Raw genomic sequence first — 19,068 nt, 5'->3', positions numbered from 1 at the left:
AACGAATGCGAATTTTATTCAGGCAGCTTGTGCTCTGCCTGCTCTGGCTATGGCTGCCCGTCAGCCATGCAGCCGACAGCGGCTGGCTGCGCGCCGCCGATAACGACCATGCCAGCGTCAGGCTGCGCACCCAGGCTCAGCCGGGTGGCGACGTGCAGATGCTGCTCGATGTGACCCTCGAAAAAGGCTGGAAAACCTACTGGCGATCGCCGGGAGAAGGCGGCATTGCGCCCGCGATAACGTGGCAGACGCCGCTGGAGATGGACTGGCGTTGGCCGGTGCCACAGCGTTTTGAGGTGGCTGGCATTTCTACCCAGGGCTATCACGGCAACGTCTCGTTCCCGATAACGCTGCACGGCAAACTGCCGGAGAAACTGGCGGGCGTGCTGACGCTCTCGACCTGTAGCAACGTCTGCATTCTCACCGACTATCCCTTTACGCTAGACATGAACGCCCCCACCGGTGCGGATTTCAGCTACGACTTCACGCGAGCGATGGGCACGTTGCCGTTGCAGGATGGCCTGACATCGCAGCTCGAGGCGGGTTATAGCCCCGGCAAACTGACCGTCACCGCGACCCGTGGCGCAGGCTGGCAAAAGCCTAAACTGTTTATCGGTACCCTCGCCGACACTGATTTCGGCAAACCCACCTATCAGATTGACGGCCCAACCCTGACGGCCACCTTGCCGGTGAGCGATGGCTGGGGTGAAACCGCCCCGGATCTGCGCGGCAAAACCATTTCTCTGCTGCTGGCAGATGGCGGCCAGGCCCAGGAAAGCCGCGTGGCCGTGGGAGAAGCCAGCGTGAGCGACACCACGCTGTCCCTCGGTTGGGTGCTGCTGATGGCGCTGGCGGGTGGGCTGATCCTCAACGTGATGCCGTGCGTGCTGCCGGTGTTGGCGATGAAACTCGGCACGCTGGTGCACACGCCGACCCACAGCCGTCGCCAGGTGCGCCAGCAGTTTCTAGCCTCGGTCGCCGGAATTGTGACCTCGTTCCTGGCGCTGGCGTTGATGATGACCGCGCTGCGCCTTAGCAATCAGGCGCTCGGCTGGGGCATCCAGTTCCAGAACCCGTGGTTTATCGCGGCGATGGCGCTGGTGATGGTGCTGTTCAGTGCCAGCCTGCTTGGACTGTTTGAAATCCGGCTCTCCTCTGGGGTATCCACCTTCCTGGCGACCCGGGGGGGCAACGGTCTGGCAGGGCATTTCTGGCAGGGCGCGTTTGCCACGCTGCTGGCCACCCCGTGTACCGCGCCGTTCCTCGGCACCGCGGTATCGGTGGCGCTGGTGGCTCCATTGCCGCTGCTATGGGGGTTGTTCTTCGCGATGGGCATCGGCATGAGTTTGCCGTGGCTGCTGATCGCCGCCTGGCCGGGGCTGGCGCTGCATATGCCGCGTCCGGGGCGCTGGATGAACGTGGTGCGCGTTGTTCTCGGGCTGATGATGCTCGGCTCGGCGCTGTGGCTGGCCAGCCTGCTGACGGTGCATATCGGTCAGACCCCAACGCTGACGCTGTTCGCCGTGGTGGCTGGGTCTTTGCTGCTTGCCACGCTGTGGCGCTGGGGCTGGCGGGTGGCCACGACCTGCCTGCTGCTGACGGCGCTGGGGGCGGCAATGGCGTTCCCGCTGCTGCGGAGCGGAAGCCAGGGCATCGTGGAAGACCGCATTGCGTGGCAGCCGCTGAGTGAAGAGGCCATTCGCGCCGCGCTGGCAGATAACAAGCGGGTGTTTGTCGATGTGACGGCTGACTGGTGTGTGACCTGCAAAGCCAACAAATACAACGTATTGCTGCGGGATGATGTACAGGAGGCGCTTACCGCCCCGGACGTCGTCGCCCTGCGCGGGGACTGGAGCCGTCCTTCCGACAGCATCAGCCAGTTTCTTCGGGCTCGCCACAGCGTGGCGGTGCCTTTCAATCAAATTTATGGCCCAGGGCTGAAACAGGGGCGCATCCTGCCGCCGCTGTTGAGCCGCGATGACGTGCTGCAAACCCTGACCGACGCCAAAGGACAATAACGATGCGTATTCTGACTTTTATCCTGCTGTTTTGTTTTTCAACCCTCAGCCTTGCGGCTGAACCGGATCTGGAGAATTTGCTCTGGAACGACCCGAATACGCCGTCGATGGGGGCGGAAAAACCGCGTCTGACGCTGGTGTCGTTCACCGATTACAACTGCCCCTACTGCAAGCAGTTTGACCCGGAGCTGGAGAAAATCGTACATAAATTCCCGGAGGTGAAGCTGGTGGTAAAACTGCTGCCGTTTCGCAGTGAAAGTTCGGCCAACTCGGCGCGCATTGCGCTGACCGCCTGGCGGCAGCAGCCGCAACAGTTCTGGGCGCTGCATCAGCGTTTGATGTCGAAAAAGGGCTATCACGACGATGCGTCCATTCTTGCCGCGCAGCAGAAAACCGGAACGGAGAACATCAAGGCCGACGGGCAAAGCGGCGAGACGTTACAGATGAACCTGATCCTCTCGCAGGTGCTGGGCGTACAGGGCACACCGGCCACGCTGGTGGGGAAAACCATGGTGCCTGGCGCTATTCCGTATGACGATCTGGAGGCGCTGGTGAAAGAAGAACTGGCGAAAGTTGATGCGGGCTAAACTCAAACGCTGGCTGCGGGAAGGCGTGGTGCTGGGGCTGATCGCCGCCGCCGCAATGCTGGTGATGGATCAGTTCCGCAAACCCACGCTGCCCGCGGCGTTCGCCAGCGCCCCGATGCAGACCCTGGACGGTAAAACGGTCGACCTGGCGGCGATGAGTCGCGAGCGTCCGCTGTTGGTCTACGTCTGGGCGACGTGGTGCGGCGTGTGCCGTTTCACCACCCCGTCGGTGGCACAGATTGCGGAAGAGGGCGGCAACGTGGTCAGCGTGGCGATGCGATCCGGCGATGATGCTACGCTCAGCGCATGGCTGGCGCGTAAGCACTACGCCCTTCCGACTATCAACGATGCCGAGGGCAAACTCACCCGCAGCTGGCAGATCCAGGTCACGCCGACGCTGGTTATTATCGACAAAGGCGAAGTGAAATCGATAACCACCGGTTTCACCAGCGGCTGGGGAATGAAACTGCGATTGTGGTGGGCAGGCGTGTAACGCCTTAATAACGAAAGAGACCTGTCGGCTGGCAGGTCTTTTTTATTTGTGATGTCGAATCATAAAATTTATTTTTAAACCAGAAAATCGGCAAAATAACATAGCAAGCTAATAATCGCCAATGTAATTAAATTCCCAGGTGTTATAATGCAGGCCTTCACTGTTTTAATTTGATGACCCTTTCTGACGGGTCATTTCCTTTTTTTACGTTTAATCATTGGTCGCCTGCCATTATGAGAATAAGACTGTATGCCCTGCTGGGGTTGCCCGTCATTTTTTCCCTGTCGGGATGTTCACTTTCCCCCTCCCTGCCCTTTCTGGGGGCGGCCTTCCCTGACTGGCTTTATTGCCTCGCAGGCGGTGCTGCACTCACCGGACTGATATTCAGCCTGTGCGGAAATAAACTCAGCGAACGCTTCAAATTAAATCTCGCCAGCTGGTTATTAATTGCAGCGACTTTCTCAATGATAATCTGGTTATTTATTTTCAGCTAACCGACAGGCCATTACTATGTTTAAAAATACGCAAAAAACAACGTTAATTGGACTGACGGCGCTGGCCCTTGGCGTGCTCGGTCTGGTTATCTGGCGCGTGGATGCCCGACCGCGAACCGATGATGCCTATGCTTATGCGGATACGATTACCGTTTCACCGGAGGTTAGCGGCAGAATTATTGCCCAACCGGTACACGATAATCAGCTGGTGCAGCAGGGCGAACTGCTTTTCCGTATCGATCCGGCAACATACGAAGCCGCGCTGAAGCAGGCGCAGGCGAAACGCGCCGGTCTCGATAGACAAATTGAGTTGACCCAACGCTCGGTCAATGCCCAGAAATTCAGCGCGGGCTCAGCCAAAGCAGCGATTGCCAGCGCGCAGGCTGACGCCAAAAAAGCCGCCGATACCCTGCATCGTCTTGCCCCGTTGCTTTCGCAAGGATTTGCCTCTGCGGAAGAAATTGACCAGGCGCGTGCGGCCAATGCCAGCGCACAGTCACATCTGCAAAGCCTGCAATTACAGGCGAAACAAGCCGCGGCAGCGGTTAGCGGCGTCGATGCGCTGGTGGCGCAGCGGGCAGAAATTGACGCGCAGATTGATATTGCGAAGCTCAATCTGGCGCATACCGAGGTTCGTGCGCCGTTTACCGGTCGCGTGGCGTCGCTGAAAACCAGCGTGGGCGAATTTGTGGCGGCGGGCAAACCGGTGTTCACCCTGATCGATACTACCCACTGGTATGTCATCGCCAACTTCCGCGAAACCGAACTCAAAAAAATCCACGAAGGCACTCCGGCGCGCGTTTGGCTGATGAGCGACACCGGCAAAACGTTTGACGGCCAGGTGGATTCCATTAGCTTCGGCGTGCTGCCCGATGATGGCGGCAGTGTGATGTCAGGGCTACCCGTCGTTAAAAGAAACATTAACTGGGTCCATGTCTCACAGCGTTTCCCGGTAAAAATCCGGGTCGCTAATCCGGATCCGCACCTGTTCCGCGTCGGTGCCTCTGCGGTGGCAACGCTGCAACCTCGTTGAACGGAGGCGATATGATTACACGTGCGGACCCTGCCCGGGACACCGGGCTGCAACGGCTAGCCCGTTTGCTGCGCCCGTATCCTGGACGCGGCAATCTGATGATGCGTTGCCTGATTACCTGCACGCTGGTGATGATTACCTCGCTGACGCTGCGGGTGCCTTTTCTGGCGCTGTCGCTGATCGCTGTCTTTTATGTCACGCAGAAGAATATCGTTCTATCGACGCTGACCGGGACTCTGTTCGTGCTCGGTACCACGCTGGCGGTAGGGCTGTCGATTCTGACCCTGAAACTCACCTGGGAATACCCGTTGCTTCGCTTGCTGATGGCCAGCGGGCTGTTTTTCACCTGCGTTTACCTGATGCGTGCGACCAAGTATGGCGTGGTCTTTTTCCTCAGTGGTTTGGTGATTTTTTACACCCAAACGTTCGCGGATATGACGGATAACGCCGACAGCGTGGTGAGGATGATCCTCTGGCTGTGGGTGGCGATTAACTACGCCATTATTCTGACCCTGATTGTTAACCTGCTGTTTCTTCCGCAGGAGCCGGTGGCGCAACTTCGGGCTGAATTGATTGCGCAACTGGCCGAAATTATCGCGCGTACAGAACGCCTTATTCGGCGTGAACCGCCCCCGGAAGCCTTGTCAGCCGCAGCTATCCAGGAAAAGACGCTGATGCTGCAGCATATGTTGGCCTTTGCCATTATGCGCGATAAGCGATATCGGCAGGATGAGGCCTGGCATCTGGCGCGGATCAGTACCGTGTCGGGCCTGTATCAGATGGTGCAACAGTTGCCGGCGCAGCCGCAGGCCGATGAACTGGTGCTGGCGCAAACTCTGCTGGAGAGCTGTAAGCGTTTTGCCGTGTCGATTGCTGAAGATAGCGCGTTTTCGGTCAACTCAACGGACGCTTTTCACAGCACCCGACCGGGCACGCTGGTGCGGATGCTGGAAAGCCTCGCCGCGTTCTCGCATTACCAACATGTGCCTGCTGAATCGCCAGCTGAATCGAAAGAGAATGCCCGTGTTAAAGGTCTGGTGATGAACCAGACCTGGTGCCGGTTTGCGTTGAAAACGCTACTCTCAACATTGGTCTGTTATTTCATTTATATCGCTGCGGATTGGCAGGGCATTCACACCATTATGCTGAGTTGCATTATCGTGGCGCAGTCGAGCCTGGGCTCCACGGCGCATCGCGGATTACTGCGTGTCATTGGCGCGGTGCTCGGGAGTCTGGCGGCGTTGCTGATGGTGATACTGGTCATGCCGCATATCGAAAGCGTGGTTGGCCTGCTGGCGATGTCGCTGCCGGTTATCGGCCTGGGGGCCTGGATTTATGCCGGTTCGGAAAAGATAAGCTACGCCGGGATCCAGATGATGTTTACCTTCGCCCTGGCGCTGCTGGAGAGCTTTGGCCCGACCTTTGAGCTGGTCGAAATCCGCGACAGGGTGATCGGCATTCTGCTCGGGGTGCTGATTGCCACCGTTTTCCATCGCTATGTGTGGCCAGAGCGGGAAGGCAAATTGTTCTGGACCCGGGTCAGCAGTCTACTCACCGCGCTCGCCGAGCGGGTAAAAACACACTCGCCGCAGGCGGGCGCTGAAATTGCGCTGCGCCATGCGTTGGCTGGATGTCAGGGGATTGCAGGCCGGGTGGCGATGGAGCCCGGCTGGTCGGCGGACAATCGCCAGTCGGAGAGTGAAATTCTGGCGGCGCAGCAGGTGCTCGGTCATCTCAGTGAAATCATCTATCAGTTTGAACATCTCAAAGCCGGGCAGAGTGAAAATGACTTCGCCGTCGAGCGCCAGCAGGCAGCCGAGCGATTACAGTACTGCGCGACGCTTGCCGAAACGGGCGAACCGACAGCGCGGGTAGCGCCGAATACTCAGGGTGAGGCAGGGTGTTTACAGCCCCTTTTCAACGAAATTGAACAGCTTAATCTCAGCCTGCGTACCCGGCAGACTGCTACCGAAAGGGGATAACAATGCGTCGCTTACAACACCTCAATAACCTCAAACCTCTGGCCCTGTTTTGCTGTGTGCTGCTGGCCGCCTGTGCGCCGCTGAAAGATGAGCCCGCAGCCGCGAAACCTATCCAGCAGCAGGACATCGTACTGCCCCCGGAGGCCAAGCTGACCGCGCAACAGTGGCCAGATTCGACCTGGTGGAAACACTACAACGATCCACAACTGAATGCTCTGATCGCCCATGCATTAGCGCATTCGCCGTCGATTGCACTGGCTCATGCCCGTGTGGCCCAGGCGCGGTCAGATGTGGCGCTGATTGAATCGGGCACTCAGCTCAAAGTGAATGCGATGGCTGAAATCAATGAGGCACATGTCTCGGGCAATGGTTATCTCGGCCCGTTCGCGGAAGACCGCCCGAGGCTCGGCACCAGCGGGCCGTGGTACACCGAAGGGATCGTTGGACTCGGCGCGACGCTGGATATCGATTTGTGGGGTGAACACCGCGATCGTCTGGATGCCATCATGGGCGTTGAAAACGCGCATAAGCTCGAAGAGAAAGCGGTTCAGCTTGAAATTTCAGCCGATGTAGCGCAGCTCTATTACGGGATCCAGACCAACTATCAGGTCACGCAGCGCCTTGAAAAGCTTAAACAATCGGAGACGTTTGTGCTCAACTCCCATGAGGCCCGCGCGGCGAGAGGACTTGAATCACACGCAGATGCTGAAATGGCGAAAACGATGCTGTTGACTATCGACCAACAGCTTTCGATGGCTAAACAGCAGCGCGTCGCGTTCCGGGAGTCACTCCGGGCGCTGAGCGGCGGCGGTGAGCGCCCGGAGATCCGACCGATGCCGTTGCCGGTGGCGCAAACGCAATTACCATCTTCCCTCAACTATCAACTGCTGGCCCGTCGCCCGGACTTACAGGCGGCGCACTGGTATGTCCAATCCTCGATGAAACAAATCGATGCCGCCAAAGCGGCGTTCTATCCTACGTTCGATATCAAAGCTTTCTTTGGGTTTGACGCGCTGCATATGGACGATCTGTTCGATCACGCCAGCCAGCAGGCCAATATCGTTCCGGGCCTGTATTTACCGATCTTCTCCGGTGGACAGCTTGAAGCGAACCTCGATAAGACGCGTCACCAGCGGGATATGTTGATTTCGCAGTACAACCAGGCGGTACTCACGGCGGTAAAAGATGTGGTGACGACCGGGTCAGCGCTGCAATCCTTGCAGGAAGAACAGGCGTTGCAGGATGAGAAAGTCAGCTCGGCGGCGGCAGGTATGAGCAACGCGAAAGCTCGTTTCCAGCGGGGACTTATCAGCGAAGCAATGGCCGATGAAGCGCAGCGCCAGTGGTTAAGCGCGCAAATCAAACAAATTGAGATGCAGGGACAGCGGATCAGTAAGGATATTCTGCTGAATAAAGCGCTCGGGGGCGGGAAGGTGTAAAGAATGGATAATAAAAAAGCCACTCACGATGAGTGGCTTTTTTAGATGAATTTAGCGCTAAATTTGGTGACCCTCCGTAGATTAATACACCGTGATGTTAGTAATGTCTTAATTACAAACTGAGGGTTATATTTAATCCTGAAAGCAGGCCAGCCGGTTAATCGAAATATCTTGCGTAAGGTTTGCTTATCAATTATATAAACCAAACGGTTTTGTGATGAACGATAGATTAAAGAGTGGTTTTATCATGAATAGATTGATGCAGGAAATGTATGACGAATTGGATGGAATTAAACGTGACCCGTATATAAATCGGGAGGATAGGGAGCGAGGAGAGCAAAGAGTCAATGGCGTTATTATCAGTTATAAGCAGAATGAGCTTATGCAGGTAATGAACAGCATTGCCAGTAAGTATATGAAGTGGAGTTTGGCAAAGGATAAGTTTATTAGTGAGGTTGTTTCCTACTCCAATGATATTACATCTAAAATTAATACGGATGAAATAACCCAAGATCAAGCAATGAGATTATTAGACCAGGAAATCGAAAACCTAAGAAAGCAGGATGAAGTCTTAACAAGAAAACAGTATCGGCAAGCGATAGTAGTTAAATCTGTAGTAAAAAAAGTCTCTAAAGGAAAAAATGGCAAAGATACTATTGATGTTAACTTAATTGTTGCCGGTGTAGGTTTTGTTAGTGGCGGGATACAGTTTGTAACGGGGGTAGGTGTTGCCAGCAGCGGTGCTGGTGCACCTTTTGGTGGATTGCTCATTGCTCATTGCTCATGGTATAAATAATATCGTTGAGAATGAATACTTCCTTCTTTACCGGGAAAGTTATACTGGCCCACTTAAATTTATTTATGAAGGTGTTGGGGCTTTGTTAGGCATAAATGCAAAGGATGCTGATGTCATTTATACATTCGTAGACTTGAGTTTGTCAATCAACGGGTTGCTTGGCCTACGATTAGAAGAGGATGCAATGAGGCTTTATCGCTATATTGACACTGATCTGCTCTGGGGATTGAAAGAGATGGGTGTTAAATTAATGTCAAAAAATGAACTGTATTTCGAATTCCTGGGCAGTGCAAACACCATTGCAGGTCAATACATGTCTTACCAGGAGTAAGTTGTGAGTTATATATATTCGTTCTTTTCTATCATTGGTCTTGTTGTTTTATATTTTACAAATAGACGATTGACATCCTCTTATTACCCTTTGAATATTTTTCTTGGAGTTGTGATTTCCTTCTTGTTTGTACTTTTTCATATGATAGTTTTGCGAGTTCATGTGATCCCTATTTTAGGAATGCCCATTTCAGAAGAAGATGATTTTATGTATTATGGCCCGCTAATATATGCCTTCTTTTGTATTGTTGTCAGTATGTTGGCTCACGGGAAAGATAGGAAGTGAGTTATATATTCACTACTCTCCATCTTAACGCTTTACCTGTTATTTATTGGGCAGAAAGTTATCATCATCACACTACCCTTACACTCGTTTTAGGTGCGATTGCCTAACAGGAGTCTTTATGATTTTTCATTTGCATAGGTTTCATAAGAAAACCATCCATATTCTAGGGTTCTCTGTTCCTGAATATAATGAGTTTATGTCGAATGCACCTTACTTCTTTAGATTATTAGTAACGATTGTTAGCATTATGGCCTTTAAAAATAAGGGAGAGTAAATTTGTGAGGGGTGAACTTAACCATCCCTCCTTCATATTAATAGACTCTGTCATCCCAAAAGCTGTAACCACTAGTGCCTGCTATGATATGGCTCCACGTAATGCTCTTGTATTTCACAGAGATGGTTTCTTGCGGTTGCGCGCCGCTGTGCGTAATTGAGTGTGGGTGTGAGCCCGAGATATCGGAAATGGAGGCATCAGTGATTAAGATGTTGAAATAAAGCTCTTGCGCACCGGACGCATTGGTTCGGTAGAACTCAAACAGGGCTTCAAGCGATTCATTGTTAGAAATAGCCACGCCCAGCAAAGGGGAGGATTTATCGATAGGTTTGGTAAATACGACAGGGTGATGGCTGACATGCTGTTCTCTGCTCATCGCATAGTTCAGGCTATTTATCAGGATTTGGTCTAAATGACCGGTTTGTCCTTTATTACCAATGGAGTCTATAGAGGAACACCCGGCAGAAATAAGTCCCTGCTGTTTACCTTTCACTGTAGCATAGAATGCGTTAGCCATTATTCAATATCCTTATATTAACAATGTGACTTGGTGCCACGAAGCGTAGAGGGCTATAGCATTAAGTGAACCTCCTGAATGTAACATAAGCACCCATAATAAAACCCCTATAAAATTATGGTTTTTTTGGGGTTGCGGCTTTTCCCTGGGCTTTTTTGTTAGTAGACCAGTTGTTGACTCTGAACTTCTGCTTGTATGAGGGGGCAAAAGGAGGCAATCATAATGCAGATAACAAAAAGGCCACTCGCGAGAGTGGCCTAACTGTCTGTATTAACTGCTTAAATTTGGTGGCCCCTGTTGGGTTTGAACCAACGACCAAGCGATTATGAGTCGCCTGCTCTAACCACTGAGCTAAGGGGCCGTGGCGGGGAATTATAATGGAACTCCGGGTGTCAATCCAGTAAATGCGCGACAGGTGCTGTTTTTATAAACAATGGCTAATCAATCCCTTATACTTTCCCCACTATCCATTCAACTGAGTCATACAATGGTCAGCGATATTCTTCAACCTGGGCTGCGAGTCGTGTTCTGCGGGATCAATCCGGGCAAGTCCTCCGCCCATCTTGGGCTGCCTTTTGCCCATCCTGCCAACCGTTTCTGGAAAATTCTCCATCTGGCCGGATTTACTGACCGGCAATTGAAGCCTGAAGAGGCACAGCAACTGCTGGATTACGGCTGTGGCGTGACCAAACTGGTCGAGAGACCGACGGTACAGGCGAATGAGGTCGCATTGCACGAACTGCGTGAGGGCGGCCGGGGACTGATTACCAAGATGCAGGACTATCAGCCAAGGGTGCTGGCGATTTTGGGCAAGCAGGCTTTTGAACAGGCGTTCAGCCAGCGTGGAGCGAAATGGGGCAAACAGGAGGTCACGGTAGGGGATACCGAGGTGTGGATCTTACCTAACCCGAGTGGGTTAAGCCGTATTACCCTGGATAAGCTGGTTGAGGCGTATCGTGAACTCGATGAGGCGTTGGTCGCGAGAGGACGGTGAGACTGGTGGATTCGCCAGCCAGTCTCAACTACTCAGCTTACAGCTGACTCGCCTGTGCGACCATGGCCTGGCCTAAAGTGCTTTCAATTTTGTAGCACAGCGTTTTCATGCGGGAGTCATAGACGCTCATCACCAGCTCGTTAATTTTTGGGTTGAGATCGTCTCTCACGGTGAGAAATTGGCTGGTTTTACTGATTAGCTCACTCATTTCACTGCTGTATTTATTCCAGCTGCGTTGATCGTAGGATTGCAGAGCAGACAGTTCTTTGGTGCAGGTTTCGTTTGCGGTCAGGCTGACGGTGTTTTCCACTGCGGCTGGCTGAGTAGCTTGTGGAGCGGCTGTTTCAGCGGGTAATGGGGTAACCAGCGATTTTTGCCCGGTCTGCGATTTGTTGACACATCCTGCCAGCACGAGGCATAGCACCAAAAAGCCTGCTCTTTTCATTTGCATGGGGTCCCAGAAACGTTATGAATCAGTGTGATATTTATTGGTTGAGATCCCTGAAAAATACCCGTGAAACATACGCATGACAACCTTATTTTATCGGAAACATTTGTTTGGTAGATAATTCCGCTCTGAACGCGGAAAAAAAAGACCGCCCCCTGGGGGGCGGTCCTTATTTTGCGAGACGACAGTGCGACGAATTAATCGTCCAGGAAGCTACGCAGTACTTCAGAGCGGCTCGGGTGGCGCAGTTTGCGCAAGGCCTTCGCTTCAATCTGACGGATACGTTCGCGGGTAACGTCGAACTGTTTCCCCACTTCTTCCAGCGTGTGGTCGGTGTTCATGTCGATACCGAAACGCATACGCAGAACTTTCGCTTCACGCGCGGTGAGACCGGCCAGTACGTCGTGCGTTGCCGCACGCAGGCTTTCGGTGGTCGCAGAATCCAGCGGCAGCTCGAGGGTGGTATCCTCGATGAAATCACCCAGATGCGAATCTTCATCGTCACCGATCGGTGTTTCCATGGAGATAGGCTCTTTGGCGATTTTCAGCACTTTACGGATTTTGTCTTCCGGCATCAGCATGCGCTCGGCCAGCTCTTCCGGCGTCGGTTCACGACCCATTTCCTGCAGCATCTGGCGGGAGATACGGTTGAGTTTGTTGATAGTCTCAATCATATGCACCGGAATACGGATGGTGCGCGCCTGATCCGCGATGGAGCGGGTAATAGCCTGACGGATCCACCAGGTTGCGTAGGTGGAGAACTTGTAACCACGGCGGTATTCGAACTTATCAACGGCTTTCATCAGGCCGATGTTGCCTTCCTGAATCAGGTCGAGGAACTGCAGACCACGGTTGGTGTATTTCTTAGCGATAGAAATAACCAGACGTAAGTTCGCTTCAACCATCTCTTTCTTCGCACGGCGGGCTTTCGCTTCACCAATGGACATGCGACGGTTGATGTCTTTTACCTGCTCGATGGTCAGGCCGGTTTCTTCTTCAATCTGTTGCAGTTTCTGCAGGCCGCGCTGTACGTCGTCTTTCACGTCGTTCAGTTTTTCAGACCACGGCTTGTTCATTGCGACGGCGGCGTTGAACCAGGTTTCGCTGGTTTCGTTACCGGTGAACAGGGTGATGAAGTTTTTCTTAGGCATTTTGCACTGTTCAACACACAGCTTCATGATGATACGTTCCTGAACGCGAACGCGCTCCATCATGGTACGCATGCTGTTGACCAGATAATCGAACTGTTTTGGCACCAGGCGGAACTGTTTGAAGACTTCAGACAGTTTCTGGATCTCTTCCTGAGCAGCAGCGTGGCTGCGGCCTTTGGCTTTGATGGTGTCACGCGCCAGTTCATACTGGGTGCGCAGTTCGCCGAATTTCTCGCGAGCCAGTTCCGGATCGATGCTGTTATCGTCGTCGCTGGAATCGTCGTCTTCTTCTTCGTCTTCCTCTTCGTCGTCGTCCATCTCTTCCTGAGAGAGTTCAGAACCGACGTGAGTGGCGGTTGGTGCCAGATCTTCTTCAGCGTTTGGATCAACGAAGCCGGTAATTAAATCGGACAGGCGAGCTTCCGCCGCTTCAACGCGATCGTACTGCTCAAGCAGATAGGTGATAGCTTCCGGGTATTCCGCAACGGAGCACTGAACCTGGTTGATGCCGTCTTCAATACGCTTAGCGATGTCGATTTCGCCTTCGCGGGTCAGCAGTTCAACGGTACCCATTTCGCGCATGTACATGCGCACCGGGTCGGTGGTTCGCCCGATTTCAGATTCGACGCTGGACAGCACCTGTGCGGCAGCTTCTTCCGCATCTTCGTCGGTGTTGTTTGAGTTTTCAGCCAGCAGGAGATCATCGGCATCAGGTGCTTCTTCCATCACCTGAATGCCCATGTCATTGATCATTTGGATGATGTCTTCGATCTGATCGGAGTCGACGATATCTTCCGGCAGATGGTCATTGACCTCGGCATAGGTCAGATAGCCTTGCTCCTTGCCCTTGGTAACAAGAAGTTTGAGCTGTGACTGCGGGTTTTGCTCCATAAGACGGTATCCACACTTAATTCATTGATTGGTGTCGGTCGGCGAAAACAAGTTACCGACATTTAAAGCGAGGGCCTGCTTATATTATTGCCGCTGCGCCTCGGTGCGGCCTTCGGGATCGTCCCGATTGATATTCGGCACTTAAGCCGTTGAATTCATTTTTTTGCCAGTTCCTGGTTCAGTGTCCAGAGTTCCCGGCGTTCTTCACTGCTTAAGCCGTGTGTGCGGTCGCGAGCTATCAACTCTTCTTGCCGCAGGACCAGCAGTGAATCAAACATATGGTTTAACGAGTCGGTGAACGTTTTCTCAGCGATTTCCTTATCTGCTATATCGTCCCACATCGACAGTTTTTCAAGGGTTGCGACTTCATTTGTGCCGCGATACTGCTCGAGCAACTGGCCGGTGGTGAGTCCCGGCTGTGACAAACAAGTGTTGACCAGTTCAGAAAATAAGCCAAGTCCCGGCATTTTTTTCGGATCCAGTCCCGTTAGCGGCGGCACGATGGCGGCCAGCTCCGGGTTTTGCACCAGTAACCCTATCAGTATACGCATGGTCGTGCGTTTTAGCTGTGGAGCAGGGCGGGCTGTGCCACTTTCTGCCTGTTTTGGCATTAAGCGTTCAAGCTGGGCGTCTTCCAGAATCCCGAGCTTTTTCCCTAACTCCTGACGCAAATAAATGCGCAGCGTTTCACCCGGAACCTGTGTAATCAGCGGCAGCGCCAGCGTACTGAGCTGCGCCCGTCCGTCCGGGGTACTTAAATCCACCTGTGGCATCAGGCTGTTAAACAAAAACGTGGAGAGCGGCTGAGCCTGCTCCATCCGCGCTTCGAACGCCGCTTTACCCTCTTTACGCACCAGCGTATCCGGGTCTTCGCCATCAGGCAGAAACATAAAGCGCAGCTGACGACCATCGCTCATATACGGCAGCGCGGTTTCGAGCGCACGCCATGCGGCTTCGCGTCCGGCGCGGTCGCCGTCATAACAGCAAATGACGTTGTTGGTCACCCGAAACAGCAGTTGGATGTGATCGGCTGTGGTCGAGGTGCCGAGCGACGCCACGGCATAGTTAATGTCGTATTGCGCCAGCGCGACGACGTCCATATAGCCTTCGACCACTAACAGACGTTGCGGTTCAGACTCGGTTTGCTGCGCTTCATAAAGGCCATACAGCTGGCGGCCTTTATGGAAAATATCGGTTTCCGGGGAGTTGAGGTATTTCGGCAGGGCATCGCCCAGCACACGACCACCAAAACCAATCACCCGGCCACGTTTGTCGCGGATTGGGAACATCACCCGTTCGCGGAAACGATCGTAACTGCGACCCTTATCGTTGGTCACCAACATTCCGGCATCGGTCAGTGATTGCTGATTTTCACGATTATTGCCAAAACGTTTTAAGACGTTATCCCAGCCAGGCGGCGCATAGCCCATGCCAAATCGGGCAATGACTTCGCTGCTTAAACCGCGCTTCGTCAGATACTGACGCGCAGGCTCGGCGATGGGTTGATTCAGGGATTGTTGATAAAACGCGCTCAGACCTTCCATTAATTGATAGAGACTTTGCCGCTGATGGCGTTCTATCTGGGTCGGGCCGGAGCCTGCTTCGTACGGGACTTCAAGGTTGTGCATGGCCGCCAGTTCTTCGACGGTTTCAACGAACTCGAGCTTGTCGTAGTTCATCAAAAAGTCGACGGCGTTTCCATGCGCACCACAGCCGAAGCAATGGTAAAACTGTTTCTCACCGTTGACGGTGAACGAAGGCGTTTTTTCGTTATGGAAGGGACAGCACGCGTGAAAATTTTTGCCCTGCTTTTTTAGCTTTACCCGAGCATCGATCAAATCGACGATGTCGGTTCTCGCCAGCAGGTCATTGATAAAGACACGTGGGATACGTCCAGCCATAAGCCTCGCATGTCATACGCGTCATCCTTCATACAACCTGAATGCTGGAGCGTATGCTGATGTATAAACGAAAATAAGCCGCGCATTCCTTCCGGAAGCACGGCCTTTACAGCTTGAACTCAGTCTGGATTGAGAGCGTGCGCTCTCAACAGATTAGTACAGACGAGTGCGGCGTGCGTTTTCGCGAGCCAGTTTCTTCGCGTGACGTTTCACAGCAGAAGCTTTAGCGCGCTTACGTTCGGTAGTCGGTTTTTCATAGAACTCACGACGACGAACTTCGGCCAGAACACCCGCTTTTTCACAGGAACGCTTGAAGCGACGCAGTGCTACGTCGAACGGCTCGTTTTCACGTACTTTAATTACCGGCATGTAACTCTCACCTTTGATAAATTCGGTTTGCCGCTGGCATCAACGCCAGCTTATTTCAAAATGGTGCGGAATTTTACTGCAACTACCGCTGCTTTGTAAAGCACCAATGCCGTTTTTGAACGGGACTTTTGTAAGGGGGGTGAGTATACACGAACTCACCCCTCAGGGTATACATCGACCCGCATTCGCCCTACACTGCGCGGTATTGAAATGAGGTAAAACCAACCATGCGTGTACTGGGAATCGAAACATCCTGCGATGAAACCGGCATCGCCATTTATGACGATGTGCAAGGGCTGTTAGCCAACCAATTGTATAGTCAGGTGAAACTGCATGCCGACTACGGCGGCGTGGTGCCGGAGCTGGCCTCCCGCGATCACGTGCGTAAAACGGTGCCGCTGATTCAGGCGGCATTAAAAGAAGCCAATCTGACGGCAAAAGATATTGATGCAGTGGCCTACACCGCAGGTCCTGGTCTGGTGGGGGCGCTGTTAGTTGGCGCTACCGTGGGGCGGGCGTTGGCGTTTGCGTGGAACGTGCCGGCGATTCCGGTTCACCATATGGAAGGCCATCTGCTGGCACCGATGCTGGAAGATAATCCGCCGGCGTATCCGTTCGTGGCGCTGCTGGTGTCCGGCGGGCACACGCAGCTGATCAGCGTTACCGGTATTGGTGAGTATGAACTGCTCGGTGAATCGATTGACGATGCCGCCGGTGAAGCGTTCGACAAAACCGCCAAGCTGCTGGGGCTCGATTATCCCGGCGGGCCGATGCTGTCGAAAATGGCGGCGCAGGGCAGCGAAGGGCGCTTTGTGTTCCCGCGTCCGATGACCGACCGTCCGGGGCTGGATTTCAGCTTCTCTGGCCTGAAAACCTTCGCGGCCAACACCATCCGTTCTAACGGGGATGACGACCAGACTCGCGCCGATATCGCCCGCGCGTTTGAAGACGCGGTGGTGGATACGTTGATGATCAAATGCCGCCGGGCGCTGGATCAAACCGGTTTTAAGCGTCTGGTGATGGCAGGTGGCGTGAGCGCTAACCGCACACTGCGCGCAAAACTCGCCGAGATGATGCACAAGCGTAAAGGCGAAGTGTTTTACGCCCGTCCAGAGTTTTGTACCGATAACGGCGCGATGATTGCCTACGCTGGCATGGTGCGTCTGAAAACCGGTGAAAATGCAGGCCTCGGCGTGACTGTCCGTCCTCGCTGGCCGCTGGCTGAGCTGCCTGCCGCGTAATCGTAATGCCCGGTGTCGGCGACGCCTTACCGGGCAACATTAAACTATTACGCCTTCAACATTCCTTTATCTTCCAAAAACGCAATAATCGTTGCCAGACCGTCGCCCGCTTTCAGGTTGGTGAAGGTCCACGGACGTTCGCCGCGCATCCGGTTGGTGTCGCGTTCCATCACTTCAAGCGACGCACCGACGTACGGGGCGAGATCGATTTTGTTGATCACCAGGAAATCGGATTTAGTGATCCCCGGCCCGCCTTTGCGGGGGATCTTTTCCCCTTCGGCCACGTCGATCACGTAAATCGTCAGATCGGCCAGCTCCGGGCTGAAGGTAGCACTCAGGTTATCCCCGCCGCTTTCGACGAAGATCACCTCCAGATTGCCGAATTTCTCGCTTAACGCTTCCACCGCAGCAAGGTTCATCGACGCGTCTTCGCGAATGGCGGTATGCGGACAGCCACCGGTTTCGACTCCGACGATGCGATCTGGCTCCAGCGCCCCCGCTTCGGTCAAAATACGCTGATCTTCTTTGGTGTAGATATCATTGGTGACGACCGCCAGATGATAAGTGTCGCGCATTGCCTTACACAGCGCTTCCAGCAGGGCGGTTTTGCCAGACCCGACCGGGCCGCCGACACCCACGCGCAACGGATGTTTATAACTTGCCATACCTTCTCCTCAGGAACGGAATAACCGGGAATATTGCGTTTCATGCCGCGCCGAGGCGATTGCCGCCAGCGGCGTCGCGGAACCGATACTTTCATCGGGGCAGTTCAGCCCCCGTTCTACGCCTGCGGCGTATTGCTCGCACAGCGTCATAATTAGCTTCTGCGCCGCCTGTTGGCCAAACGGCACCAGCTTCACGCCAGCCATCACCGCACTTTCAATCCAGCTGTAGCCGAGCGTCAGTGCCAGTTCGTGCAGATCGATCTGCCAGCGCACTCCGAGCCATGCCATGCCGCAGAGCTGGCTCTGGCTAAACAGCGATCGCCATTCGCCCGGGCAGTCCGGCTGCCAGTCATACAGCAGGCGGGTAAACGCCAGGCCGCGGTTGCGCTCTTCTTCCCGCAACTCCCGCGTTTCACGACAGGCCAGTAGCCATGCGCTCCAGCGCTGGGCAGCGGCATAATCCTCCTGTGCAAAAGCGTGATACAGCCGGGCGAACAGCGGCAGGTCGACGTGGAAAAAACTCTGCTCCATCTGCTGCGTTTGCCAGCGGGCGAAGGCGGTGGTGTCCTTGAGCCAGCCCGCTTCCACCGCCCATTCCAGTCCCTGCGACCAGCTATAACCGCCGACCGGCAGGTTGCTGCTGGCCAGTTGTAATAAACGTAATCGCTGCGTGGTGTCGGTCATCAGTGGCTGTGCGAATGCGAATGGCCATGATGATGATGCCCCTGCGCTTCGCTGGTATAGGCCCCGGCTTCCGGCTCAAACGGCAGGTTGGCAAACGCCACTTCCAGGCCAAACTGGCGCAGCATATCGTCCAGCACGTGATCGTGATGGTAGCGCAGTTCGCCGGGCATGATTTGCAGCGGCACATGGCGGTTGCCGAGGTGATAGCAGGCTTTAGCGAGCTGGAACGGATCGGCGCAACGCACCACCGACACGCCCTCATTGGCGGCGATCACGGCAATACATTCGCTGCCGTCTTCGCTCGCCAGGATATCGCCGCCGCGCAGCAGCAGGCCGCGAGGCAGCATGAGTCCGGCTTCGCGTCCGTCGCTCAGCAGCACTTTGGCGCGGCTTTTCACCCGCACGTCAATCGGCAATGTGACGCTGGCGGTCAATTGATGCGCGTGGTCAACGCGCTGAGTCAGATACAGCATCG

19 protein-coding genes and 1 tRNA gene are annotated in these 19,068 nt (G+C 54.2%); 11 read left to right on the top strand and 9 right to left on the bottom strand.

Translation table 11 applies throughout. The features are described 5' to 3' along the window. The first annotated feature begins 5 nt into the window (after window positions 1–5). From SIK69_RS11135 to SIK69_RS11095, 9 genes are all read left to right on the top strand, one after another. The gene (locus SIK69_RS11135; RefSeq protein WP_319786101.1) at window positions 6–2,018 is read left to right on the top strand and encodes a protein-disulfide reductase DsbD family protein; all 2,013 of its coding nucleotides are present in this window, start codon (window positions 6–8) and stop codon (window positions 2,016–2,018) included. Window positions 2,019–2,020: 2 nt separating this feature from the next. Beyond that, entirely contained in the window at window positions 2,021–2,605 is a 585-nt protein-coding gene (locus SIK69_RS11130) for a DsbA family protein (RefSeq protein WP_319628696.1), read from the top strand. Continuing rightward, complete coding sequence (locus SIK69_RS11125) at window positions 2,595–3,098, top strand: protein disulfide oxidoreductase (RefSeq protein ID WP_319786100.1); 504 nt, start codon at window positions 2,595–2,597, stop codon at window positions 3,096–3,098. Before SIK69_RS11130 ends, SIK69_RS11125 begins: the two co-directional genes overlap by 11 nt. 173 nt (window positions 3,099–3,271) lie before the next feature. Further along, window positions 3,272–3,592: a YtcA family lipoprotein gene (locus SIK69_RS11120; RefSeq protein WP_374941374.1), complete on the top strand. Its 321-nt coding sequence runs from the start codon at window positions 3,272–3,274 to the stop codon at window positions 3,590–3,592. Between the two features lie 16 nt (window positions 3,593–3,608). After that, on the top strand, window positions 3,609–4,625 hold the full coding sequence (gene mdtN / locus SIK69_RS11115; protein ID WP_319786099.1) for a multidrug transporter subunit MdtN: 1,017 nt from the start codon (window positions 3,609–3,611) through the stop codon (window positions 4,623–4,625). An 11-nt stretch (window positions 4,626–4,636) separates the two neighbouring features. Next, on the top strand, window positions 4,637–6,607 hold the full coding sequence (locus tag SIK69_RS11110) for an FUSC family protein (RefSeq protein WP_319786098.1): 1,971 nt from the start codon (window positions 4,637–4,639) through the stop codon (window positions 6,605–6,607). Between the two features lie 2 nt (window positions 6,608–6,609). Next, entirely contained in the window at window positions 6,610–8,046 is a 1,437-nt protein-coding gene (locus SIK69_RS11105; protein WP_319786097.1) for an efflux transporter outer membrane subunit, read from the top strand. Window positions 8,047–8,263: 217 nt separating this feature from the next. Next, a complete protein-coding gene (locus SIK69_RS11100) occupies window positions 8,264–8,842 on the top strand; it encodes a DUF4225 domain-containing protein (protein ID WP_319786096.1) in 579 nt (192 codons plus the stop codon). Continuing rightward, window positions 8,817–9,173, top strand: a complete 357-nt coding sequence (locus SIK69_RS11095) for a DUF4225 domain-containing protein (protein ID WP_319786095.1) — start codon at window positions 8,817–8,819, stop codon at window positions 9,171–9,173. The genes SIK69_RS11100 and SIK69_RS11095 overlap by 26 nt, the downstream gene beginning before the upstream one ends. Window positions 9,174–9,769: 596 nt before the next feature. Here the strand turns inward: SIK69_RS11095 and SIK69_RS11090 are convergent. Continuing rightward, entirely contained in the window at window positions 9,770–10,249 is a 480-nt protein-coding gene (locus SIK69_RS11090) for an Hcp family type VI secretion system effector (RefSeq protein ID WP_319628690.1), read from the bottom strand. Window positions 10,250–10,534: 285 nt separating this feature from the next. Further along, a tRNA-Ile gene (locus tag SIK69_RS11085) sits at window positions 10,535–10,610 on the bottom strand. 126 nt (window positions 10,611–10,736) lie between these two features. On the opposite strand from SIK69_RS11085, the gene mug reads away from it, so the two are divergent. Next, window positions 10,737–11,243, top strand: a complete 507-nt coding sequence (gene mug / locus SIK69_RS11080) for a G/U mismatch-specific DNA glycosylase (protein WP_319628689.1) — start codon at window positions 10,737–10,739, stop codon at window positions 11,241–11,243. A gap of 37 nt (window positions 11,244–11,280) precedes the next feature. Here mug and SIK69_RS11075 read toward each other — a convergent pair whose 3' ends face one another. From SIK69_RS11075 to rpsU, 4 genes are all read right to left on the bottom strand, one after another. Then, window positions 11,281–11,694: a YuaE family lipoprotein gene (locus SIK69_RS11075; RefSeq protein WP_319628688.1), complete on the bottom strand. Its 414-nt coding sequence runs from the start codon at window positions 11,692–11,694 to the stop codon at window positions 11,281–11,283. Window positions 11,695–11,888: 194 nt separating this feature from the next. Beyond that, window positions 11,889–13,733: an RNA polymerase sigma factor RpoD gene (rpoD, locus tag SIK69_RS11070; RefSeq protein WP_319628687.1), complete on the bottom strand. Its 1,845-nt coding sequence runs from the start codon at window positions 13,731–13,733 to the stop codon at window positions 11,889–11,891. 155 nt (window positions 13,734–13,888) lie between these two features. Further along, complete coding sequence (dnaG, locus tag SIK69_RS11065; RefSeq protein WP_319628686.1) at window positions 13,889–15,634, bottom strand: DNA primase; 1,746 nt, start codon at window positions 15,632–15,634, stop codon at window positions 13,889–13,891. 153 nt (window positions 15,635–15,787) lie between these two features. Next, a complete protein-coding gene (gene rpsU, locus SIK69_RS11060) occupies window positions 15,788–16,003 on the bottom strand; it encodes a 30S ribosomal protein S21 (RefSeq protein ID WP_001144069.1) in 216 nt (71 codons plus the stop codon). A 227-nt stretch (window positions 16,004–16,230) separates the two neighbouring features. On the opposite strand from rpsU, the gene tsaD reads away from it, so the two are divergent. Continuing rightward, window positions 16,231–17,244 (top strand): tRNA (adenosine(37)-N6)-threonylcarbamoyltransferase complex transferase subunit TsaD, encoded by a 1,014-nt coding sequence (tsaD, locus tag SIK69_RS11055; protein ID WP_319628685.1) that lies wholly within the window; start codon window positions 16,231–16,233, stop codon window positions 17,242–17,244. A 47-nt stretch (window positions 17,245–17,291) separates the two neighbouring features. Here the strand turns inward: tsaD and ureG are convergent, their stop codons facing one another. From ureG to ureE, 3 genes are read right to left on the bottom strand one after another with little or no spacing between them, the layout of a single operon-like run. Next, complete coding sequence (gene ureG / locus SIK69_RS11050; RefSeq protein WP_319628684.1) at window positions 17,292–17,909, bottom strand: urease accessory protein UreG; 618 nt, start codon at window positions 17,907–17,909, stop codon at window positions 17,292–17,294. A gap of 9 nt (window positions 17,910–17,918) precedes the next feature. Next, window positions 17,919–18,593, bottom strand: a complete 675-nt coding sequence (locus SIK69_RS11045; RefSeq protein ID WP_319628683.1) for an urease accessory protein UreF — start codon at window positions 18,591–18,593, stop codon at window positions 17,919–17,921. After that, on the bottom strand, window positions 18,593–19,066 hold the full coding sequence (gene ureE / locus SIK69_RS11040; RefSeq protein ID WP_319628682.1) for an urease accessory protein UreE: 474 nt from the start codon (window positions 19,064–19,066) through the stop codon (window positions 18,593–18,595). The genes SIK69_RS11045 and ureE overlap by 1 nt, the downstream gene beginning before the upstream one ends. Window positions 19,067–19,068 lie beyond the last annotated feature (2 nt).

Origin of the sequence: Scandinavium lactucae (assembly GCF_033843265.1) — a bacterium.
GTDB lineage: Bacteria > Pseudomonadota > Gammaproteobacteria > Enterobacterales > Enterobacteriaceae > Scandinavium > Scandinavium lactucae.
This window is presented reverse-complemented; position numbering and strand designations above follow the sequence as displayed.